Raw genomic sequence first — 8,501 nt, 5'->3', positions numbered from 1 at the left:
TGGTCAAGCAGATGGACAAAGAAGGCTTCGGTGGCTGCACCAACCACTACGAGTGCGAGGCGGCCTGCCCGAAGGAAATCAGCGTCGATCACATCGCCCAGATGAATCGCGACTACGGCGTCGCCCTGCTCAAGGACGAACTTGCGCCAACTTAGGCCGCCAACGGCGGCCCTCCGATGCTCCCCTTGCCTGCCAAGGTTCTCGCCGATGCCTGCGCTCCTGCCTTGGCAAGATGGTCCAGCGCCCGCGAGCATTCCATCCTGAAATCCGGGTCCCGGCTGCCCTCGTCGATGCTCACCTTTGCTACAGAAATCGGCATCCAGTCACCCGCGACCATCCGACTCGAAATCGTCGACCAAGTCCCGCTACCTCTGGCCAAACGCTGGATCAAGCTGGCCCAAAACATCGGAATTCCCCTGTTCAATCCATCGGGCATGTGTCTCGGATGCGGGATTTCGGCCACCTCGGCGGACCCTGCCTTGATCCGACACGAACTGGTCCACACCCTGCAATTCCAGCGCCTCGGCGGGCATCAGGGATTCATGTGGCACTACCTCTTCGAATGTCTCCGCTTCGGTTACGCTGCGGCCCCATTGGAGATTGAGGCAAGAATGAAGGCTTTGTCCCCTCCGGATCGTCGGGCTTGAATATCGCCCCAACCCACTGATTCTCAGATATTCTCCTTGTTTGTAAGCACCCACGGTCCCATCTGGCCCCCTTCCTGCTCGATGTCGCAAAGTGGTAGCTTGCTAAATTAGTTCGGATTCATTAAATACCTGCGATAGAAGTCCCGTCAATTCAGCGTAAAACCGTCTTCCACCCTATGCGGCCCGCAATACTTCGACATTTTCTTTTGTGCCTCATTCCGGGTCTGCTCCACGCAGCTTCCGACGAGAAAAGCCTCCCCAACGGTGCCGGCCTGATTCAGATGGCCAGCTGGCCCTGTCTCTCCCCAGATGGCAAAACCGTGGCTTTCGAATGGCGTGACGATCTCTGGTCGGCGCCGACCAGCGGTGGCCGCGCCACCCGCATCACCGCCCACCCGGCTCGCGACAGCTACCCGCAATTTTCCCCGGATGGAAAAACGATCTACTTCTGCTCCACCCGTGCCGGCGCGCTGCAGCTTTTCTCCATGCCGGTCGACGGTGGCCCTGCCACCCAGCACAGCTTCCACTCGGAAGGAGGCACGCTTGAATGCATCACACCGGATGGCAGCACCGCCATCCTTCGCGGGCTTCGTGACGAACCGGGTTTCCGACCCTACCGTCTCATCCAGATCAATCTTCGGCGTGAAGCCCCGGAAACCTACATCTTCGACGAAAAGGGAAACTCCTCCCAATGGACACCCGATGGATCGAAAGTCCTGTTCTGCCGCGAAGGAGAGCAGCTCTATCGCAAGGGCTACAAGGGACCGCGTGCCTCCTCGATCTGGTCCTACGAACCTAGTAACGAAACCTTCACCTCCCTGATCAAGGAAGATCACGAAGCCCGCTCACCGATGCCATGGCCGGATTCCAAGGGCTTCTACTACCTCTCCGAACGCGACGGCTGCCTCAACCTCTGGTCGCGCTCGCTCGCCGGTGACGACGACCGGAAACTGACCAACTTCAGCGGCGATGGCATCATGCTCCCCGCCCTTTCCTCGGATGGAAGCATGATGGTCTTCCGCCGCGGATTCGACCTCTGGAGCTACCAACCGGGCAAGGACGCCGACCCCAAAAAACTCCTCATCTGGCAAGCCGAAGACCTCCCGGAAACCTCGAGTGAAGTTCGCAACATCACCGGCACGGTGGACGCCGACTTCTCCCCCAGCAAACTCGAGATCGTCTTCAAGGCAGAGGGAGAACTCTGGGCCATGGACACCATTCTGCGCGAGCCCAACCGGATCACCCAAACCGATGGTCTCGAAGATGATCCCGCCTTCACCCCCGACGGAAAATACGTTTACTACCTCTTCGACGACGGCATCGAGTCCAACATCTGGCGGATCTCACGCAAGAACCCCGACGAATTCTGGTGGCGTACCGGATCCTTCCTCACCGAACAAGTCACCTTCGGCCCTGAGAAAAAACAACGCTTCTCAATCAGCCCCAAAGGCACCCATCTGGCATGGATCTCGGGCAGCGGTGACCTCATGATATCCGATATCGACGGCAAGTCCCCGCAGGTCCTGTTCGAATGCTGGGACGCACCCACCTTTGATTGGTCCCCCGACGGACAATGGATCGTCTTCGCCGCCCAGGACCAGAACTTCAATCGCGACATCTACGTGGTCCCGACCGACGGGTCCCTCGAGCCCTTCAACATCTCCCGCCATCCCGATTTCGAAGGCTCGCCGCGCTGGTCGCCGGACGGTCGCAAGATCGCCTTCACCGGCCGCCGCCTGAACAACGAAATGGGACTTTTCTACGTCGACCTGAAGCTCGAAGAAGCCGTTCGCAGTTCCCGCACACGCCGCGAACTCGAGGCGGAAGCCATCATGCGCGATGACCCGTTCTATCAGCAGGAAGACAGCCCTGAGAGCGAGGACGCACCCACCAAGGAAGAACCTGCCGACACCGAACTTCGAGATGAGCCTTCGAGCCCGGGCCCGACTGCACCTTCCCGGAAAAAATCCAAGCGGCTGAAAATCGACTTCGAGGGCCTGAGCGACCGCATCGTTCGCCTCAACACTCGCGGCATCGAACCGGAACGCGTGATCTGGTCCGAAGATTCCGACTCGCTCTACTTCCAGTCGAAAAACAGCTCGAACGATACACTCTACAGCATCGACGCCCGTGCCACCGCCAAAATGGAGGACATCTCCGACAACCGCGGCCTGCCTCTGCGAGTCGAGCCTGATGGATCCCTGCTGTGGATTGTCGACCGTGCTCCCGCCATTCTCAAGAAGGGCAAGCTCACCAAATACAGGATCTCCACACGCATGGTGCGCGATCGAGTCGCCCATCAACGCCTCAGCTTCCGCATCGTCTGGCGCACCCTTCGCGACCGCTTCTATGACGAGACAATGAACGGCCTGAACTGGGACAAAATGCTCGGCAAGTATGAAGAGATCGCCGCCAACGCTCCCGACTCCCGCACCTTCGACCGGGTCGTCGGCATGCTGCTCGGAGAACTCAATGCCTCCCATCTCACCTTCCTCTCCACCGAATGGCCCGAGCCTTGGGAAAACGAAGGAGCCGAATTCCAGACCACCCGGCACCTCGGCATTCGCTTCGGTCGCAAAGGCCCCGGCGATCCCCTGTTTGTTAGAAATGTCATCGCCGACAGCCCGGCCGCCAATTGCAACCCACCCGTCCGCGCCGGCGACACCATCGTCCGCGTCAATGGCCGCCGCGTCGACGGCTCGACGCCGCTCCATCGCTTCATGAATGGCCGCATGGACCGTCGCATCGAGCTGACGGTCCGCGATGACCAAGGCACGGAGCACCACCACGAACTCGAACCCATCTCTTACGAGAAAGCGACCGAGCTGGCCGAAGCCGAAGTCGTCATCAACAACCGTCGAAAGGTGGAAGAGCTCTCCGATGGCAAGCTCGGATACGTCCACATCGCACGGATGTTCTGGGACGAGTTCGAACAGTTCGAACGGGAAATCTACGCTGCCGGTCACGGCAAGGATGGTCTCATCATCGACATCCGTGACAACGGTGGCGGCATGATCACCGACCACCTGCTCACCGTGCTTTGCCAGCCGCGACACGCCGTCACCATTCCCCGCGATGGTGGCCCGGGCTACCCGCAGGACCGCAAGGTTTACGCCTCATGGCACAAACCACTGGTCGTCCTCTGCAACCAGAATTCCTACTCGAACGCCGAGATTTTCGCCCACGCGATCAAGACCCTGGGTCGAGGCAAGCTCGTCGGCGTCACCACCGCCGGTGGCGTGATCTCGGCCGGCAAGGACCGCATCCTCGATGCCGGCACCCTGCGCGTCCCCTTCCGCGGCTGGTTCCTTCCCGATTCCGGAGAGGACATGGAAATGAACGGTGCCGTCCCCGACATCATGGTCTGGGCAAGCCCGGACGAACTGATCGCAGGCCGTGATCCGCAACTTGAAGTAAGCGTCAAGACCCTGCTCGAAGATGTGGCCTCGGCCGTCCACAAACCGTTCAAACCTCACTACCGGAATCGCTAGTCAAGGAGCGACAAAGCCGGAATCAGGCTTTCCGCCGGCGCTGCAAAAACAGGTCGATACTATCGACGATCGCAATCCACGATGCCTCGATGATGTTTTCGGAAACTCCAATCGTGCCCCAACTCTTCTCGCCATCGGTCGATACCACCAGCACCCGCGTCTTCGCCGCCGTCGCGTCGTGACCGTCGATGATCCGCACCTTGTAGTCCGTGAGGGAAACTTCCTCGATTTCAGGATAGAACGGCAGCAAGGCTTTGCGCAGCGCCTTGTCCAAGGCGTTCACCACACCATTCCCCTCCGCCACCGTGTAGTGGCCTTCGTCCCCCACGTAGACCTTGACCGTCGCCTCGCACACCGGCTGATGGCCGTCGCGATAAAGCCGGTAGGACGTATGGAATTCCTTCAAATCAAATGGCTTTTCATAGCGCCCCAATTCCTTGCGAATCAGCAGTTCCAGCGAACCTCCGGCCGCCTCGAACGAGTAGCCTTCATTCTCAAGTCCCTTGACCCGGCTCAGCACGTTCTTCGCTTCGGCAGAGCCCTTGTCGAGCGGCATCCCCAACTGCTCCGCCTTGATCAGAATGTTCGATTGGCCGCTGAGTTCGGAAACCAGGATCTGCTGCGAGTTGCCCACCAGTTTCGGTTCGATGTGCTCATAGCTGCGGGCGAGCTTCTGCACCGCATTGACGTGCATCCCGCCCTTGTGGGCAAACGCCGTCCTGCCAATGAAGGGAGCACGCGCGAAATTCGGATTGTTGGAAACGTCATCAACGAAGAACGACAGCGACTGCAGGGTTGTTAGATCCTCAATCACCTTGATTCCCATCTTCAGTTGAAGAATCGGAATCACCGAAGTGAGATTGCAATTGCCCGTCCGCTCGCCATAGCCATTGATCGTTCCCTGGACCTGAACGCCTCCGGCCTTCACCGCCGCGATGGCATTCGCCACACCGAGTTCGCAGTCGTTGTGCGTATGAATCCCGAAAGGCGTGCCCGGAATCGCTTCCTTCACCGCCGTCGCGATCTCCATCACCTCGGACGGCAGCGTGCCGCCATTCGTATCGCAAAGCACCAGCACCGCCGCACCGCCATCCGCCGCCGCCTGCAGCGTCGCGATCGCATGCTCCGGCGAATCCTTGTAGCCATCGAAAAAGTGCTCCGCATCATAAACGACCTCGCGGCCATTGCTCACCAGATAAGCCACGGTATCGCGGATCATCGCCTGATTCTCCTCCGCCGTCGTCCGCAGCACCTCGGTCACATGCAGCTCCCAGCTCTTGCCGAAAATCGTCACCACCGGCGTCTCCGCCTCAAGCAGCAGCCTCACCTGCGGATCCTCCTCGACCTTGATGTCGGCCCTCCGCGTCGAACCAAAGGCCGCCAGCTTCGCGGTCTTAAGGTCCAGCTTCTTCGCCTCCTGAAAGAACTCCACATCCTTCGGATTCGACCCCGGCCAACCGCCTTCAATGTAGTCCACACCGAATTCATCGAGACGCCTGGCGATTCGCAGCTTGTCGAGCATCGACAGCTGGAATCCCTCACCCTGCGTACCGTCGCGCAGGGTCGTATCGTAAATGGTGACAGCTTTCATGGTCCGTGGCGGGGCGCGGAGCCTAGAACCGACTTTCCCAATGGGCAACCCGGGAAACGGGCATCATTTCCCGGGGGAAACGCTGACTAAAGGCGCGGGCCGACGCGGATTCCCACTTGTCCCTCTCCAAATCGATGCGACCCATGAGGCGAAATGAATGATTCCCATCCACAGACCTGGCCTGACCTTGCGATAGCCCTCTACGATCGGTTGACCGGACGCGGCGCCGAAATCACCTACGAAGCCAAGGACCTCGAAGTCCATGTCCCTGACCGGGTCGGCGACAATGTCACCCACACACCCTGGAAAGTAAGCGGAACTCTAAAGATCCGCACCCGTGATGTCTCCGAGTAGGCCCTTTCCCCGGATCAGTGGGAGTCTCACCATTACCTCGGGTTCCTACCGCATGACCGTTGAGGGCCAGGCCGAGCGCTTGGTCCTCCGTATCGCTTCATGGCGGACCCTCCTTCACCTGCGCAAATCCGTTTCGAAGATTTTACCGGAGCTTGCCCGCACACCCATCGAATTCACGGAAATCCCACCCACGATCATCGCCTTGCGCTCCATGCCGATCGCCCGCGTCATCGCGGATGGGGGGAACTTCAAGATCAGGCCGACGCCCATGAAGGCGATCTTCTCCCGCGTTTGAGTTCCCTGACCTGCCACCTTCAGGGTCGCGCTTTCTATTCCCGGCCCGGTGCTCCAGCAGCAGGCCTCAAGTCTGCTCCCGCTCAATCCCCAACTCTTTGCGCAGCAGAAAATCAAGATCGCTGGGCTCGGGATTGAGAGACTCCGACATGCCGAACTTCACGATCTGAACCCCTCTCTCCGTTTTCCCGATTGCGAGGAAAACCCCCTCCACCTCGGGGTGACCCGCATACCGCGTGGCAATGACCCTGCCCATAAACCGACCATCGCCTCCCTCGCTCGTCATCATTTCCAGAGATTCCGAAGTGGATTCGTCGAACTTCGAACGAACCGCTGCGTTGATATGCTGCTGGATTTCCTGAGTCGTCATGGCGGGTTGAAACGCCCTCGAGGATCTCCAAATAATCTCGGAATGCGAGGCTGATCTTTTCCCTCCACCCGAACGATCTAACATCAACACCCGCTCACGCGAAAGTGCCGCCAATTTCGAGATCGCTTCGGTGGCCGATCATGATAGAAACTCACGGAATGCTCATCATGCCGCTGGCTCAAGGCTTCGAACTCCCCGCCGCATCCACCGTGATCGGTTGGATCGTGTTTGGAAGTATCGGCACGATCGCCGTCGCCTACGGCAAGTTGAGGGAAAGCTGGCCTCCAGCCGTCATCGGATTCGCGCTGATGCTCTATCCCTATGTCTTCCCCAGTGGGTTCAGCTTCTGGTTGACCGGCTGCCTGCTCTCAATCCTGCTCGTGCTTCCTTCGCGAATTCGAGGCTTTTGACCCAAGTCGTGGGTCCGCGAAATCGGGACCCCACGACCCAGGCAAAGTTGGCTCTCACCACAGGCGCCTTGGACATGAAGCGACAGATCCGAACTCACCGATCCCGCCGGTTCCCCTTCATTCACCCCCCCGTGAAAATTCGGGGGCCTCAGCCCTTTTTGGCTTTGTCGAGAACGACGGAAAATGCGGCACGGTCAAGCGCCCGCATGGTCTGGGTTCTGACCCTTCCACTCGAATTGAGTTCCAGCATCAGGGCATCTACGGTTTCTTCGTCAGGCGCGTCGAACGAAATCAATCCATCATAGGGGCCGGTCGTCCAGTAAAGCGCGTCCGGAAATCGAAATTCATGCACACGTTGTCGCCCCCGCCAAAGCCCACGCCGTGGTGCCCAGTGTACTTCTGCCCGTCCAGTTCCCGTGCCGATTCAAACACAATCCCGTCGACCGTATTGAAGAAACCCCTCACGAACGGCCCGCTGTCCGCATCACCGATCCGTAGGTTCTTCAGCCATTGTTTGTCTGGCATCTATTTTCCGCATCTATTATTTGCCTAGCATCTTTTTCCCCGGAAAAAAGGACCGACCCCAGACCACGCAAGGACCGACCCCAGACCCGCGAAGCACCCCAGCCATCGGTTCCGCCAAAAGCCGTTCGTAGTTCCGCCTTCAGGCGGCTGCGGTGCCTCGGGGTATTTCGTAATCCGCCTAAAGGCGGAACTACTAACCCTCAAAAACCTCCCCCTTTGTTCCCTTCCTTTCCTTCTGTGAAAAATCGCGGAATCCCCGGCTCATTCACCCCATCGTTGTCTCACGAAGCCCGGTTCATCGAATGCCGCAATTCACGGACCAGCCCCGTTGTCGAAGGCCTCCTTGCTCGCTTGGATCTGTCAAGATTTGCACACTGACCCCTGACTCTCTCGCACTCGGTATCGCCGCGAGCGCCAGCATGATGACGAACAAGGTCAGCATTCCAAACAGGGTCATACCTCAATGATCCCGGCGGCACCCGAGTGGTCGAGCTAAATTCCGTCCCGCCGATGGGTGGAGGTCAACCGTCGAGATGCGACAAGGTGAATGCTTGAAAAGCGGGACTGACCCCGCCGATAAAGCTGGACTGACGTAACAGTTTAGCTGATTTCAGGGATGTTTTGTTCAGTCTTTCGTCGGTTTTTCGCTTTTCACTGCATTTTTCGCTTTTGTTTTGGAGTAAACAGGCGTCTACCTACGCCTGTTACTTTCAAACCGAAACAATATGGGAACAAGCATCTGGCATCAGCAGCAAAAGAAGCAACGTCTCGAACGCGAGATCGCCGCCAATCTGGATTTCGTGATCGGCTCGGTGACGT

The 8,501-nt window shown here is 58.7% G+C and carries 8 protein-coding genes and 1 pseudogene; 6 read left to right on the top strand and 3 right to left on the bottom strand.

Annotation, left to right across the window (positions count from 1 at the left end; translation table 11 throughout):
* The 3 genes and pseudogenes from WBG04_RS14200 to WBG04_RS14190 form a co-directional block, all read left to right on the top strand.
* Positions 1 to 155, top strand: a pseudogene (locus WBG04_RS14200) (succinate dehydrogenase/fumarate reductase iron-sulfur subunit); the annotation flags it as partial.
* 21 nt (positions 156 to 176) lie between these two features.
* The gene (locus tag WBG04_RS14195; RefSeq protein WP_424315109.1) at positions 177 to 647 is read left to right on the top strand and encodes a hypothetical protein; all 471 of its coding nucleotides are present in this window, start codon (positions 177 to 179) and stop codon (positions 645 to 647) included.
* A gap of 176 nt (positions 648 to 823) precedes the next feature.
* Positions 824 to 4,138: a S41 family peptidase gene (locus tag WBG04_RS14190; protein ID WP_424315108.1), complete on the top strand. Its 3,315-nt coding sequence runs from the start codon at positions 824 to 826 to the stop codon at positions 4,136 to 4,138.
* A gap of 22 nt (positions 4,139 to 4,160) precedes the next feature.
* Here WBG04_RS14190 and cimA read toward each other — a convergent pair whose 3' ends face one another.
* On the bottom strand, positions 4,161 to 5,729 hold the full coding sequence (cimA, locus tag WBG04_RS14185; RefSeq protein ID WP_424315107.1) for a citramalate synthase: 1,569 nt from the start codon (positions 5,727 to 5,729) through the stop codon (positions 4,161 to 4,163).
* A 153-nt stretch (positions 5,730 to 5,882) separates the two neighbouring features.
* Here cimA and WBG04_RS14180 point away from each other — a divergent pair, with 153 nt between their 5' ends.
* Both WBG04_RS14180 and WBG04_RS14175 read left to right on the top strand, forming a co-directional pair.
* Positions 5,883 to 6,083, top strand: coding sequence for a hypothetical protein (locus WBG04_RS14180; RefSeq protein ID WP_424315106.1), 201 nt, complete (start codon positions 5,883 to 5,885; stop codon positions 6,081 to 6,083).
* On the top strand, positions 6,070 to 6,378 hold the full coding sequence (locus tag WBG04_RS14175) for a hypothetical protein (protein ID WP_424315105.1): 309 nt from the start codon (positions 6,070 to 6,072) through the stop codon (positions 6,376 to 6,378). Before WBG04_RS14180 ends, WBG04_RS14175 begins: the two co-directional genes overlap by 14 nt.
* A gap of 66 nt (positions 6,379 to 6,444) precedes the next feature.
* On the opposite strand, the gene WBG04_RS14170 is transcribed toward WBG04_RS14175, so the two are convergent.
* The gene (locus WBG04_RS14170; RefSeq protein WP_424315104.1) at positions 6,445 to 6,747 is read right to left on the bottom strand and encodes a hypothetical protein; all 303 of its coding nucleotides are present in this window, start codon (positions 6,745 to 6,747) and stop codon (positions 6,445 to 6,447) included.
* 140 nt (positions 6,748 to 6,887) lie between these two features.
* Between WBG04_RS14170 and WBG04_RS14165 the strand changes: the two genes are divergently transcribed.
* A complete protein-coding gene (locus tag WBG04_RS14165; RefSeq protein ID WP_424315103.1) occupies positions 6,888 to 7,157 on the top strand; it encodes a hypothetical protein in 270 nt (89 codons plus the stop codon).
* A gap of 148 nt (positions 7,158 to 7,305) precedes the next feature.
* Here the strand turns inward: WBG04_RS14165 and WBG04_RS14160 are convergent, their stop codons facing one another.
* Positions 7,306 to 7,509 carry a GYD domain-containing protein gene (locus WBG04_RS14160; RefSeq protein WP_424315102.1) on the bottom strand — a complete coding sequence of 68 codons (204 nt, stop codon included), beginning with the start codon at positions 7,507 to 7,509 and terminating at the stop codon, positions 7,306 to 7,308.
* Positions 7,510 to 8,501: the final 992 nt, after the last annotated feature.

The organism is Haloferula sp., from assembly GCF_049672945.1.
Taxonomy (GTDB): Bacteria; Verrucomicrobiota; Verrucomicrobiia; order Verrucomicrobiales; family Akkermansiaceae; genus Haloferula.
Note: the sequence above shows the minus strand (reverse complement) of the source record. Positions and strands in the feature narration are given on the sequence as shown.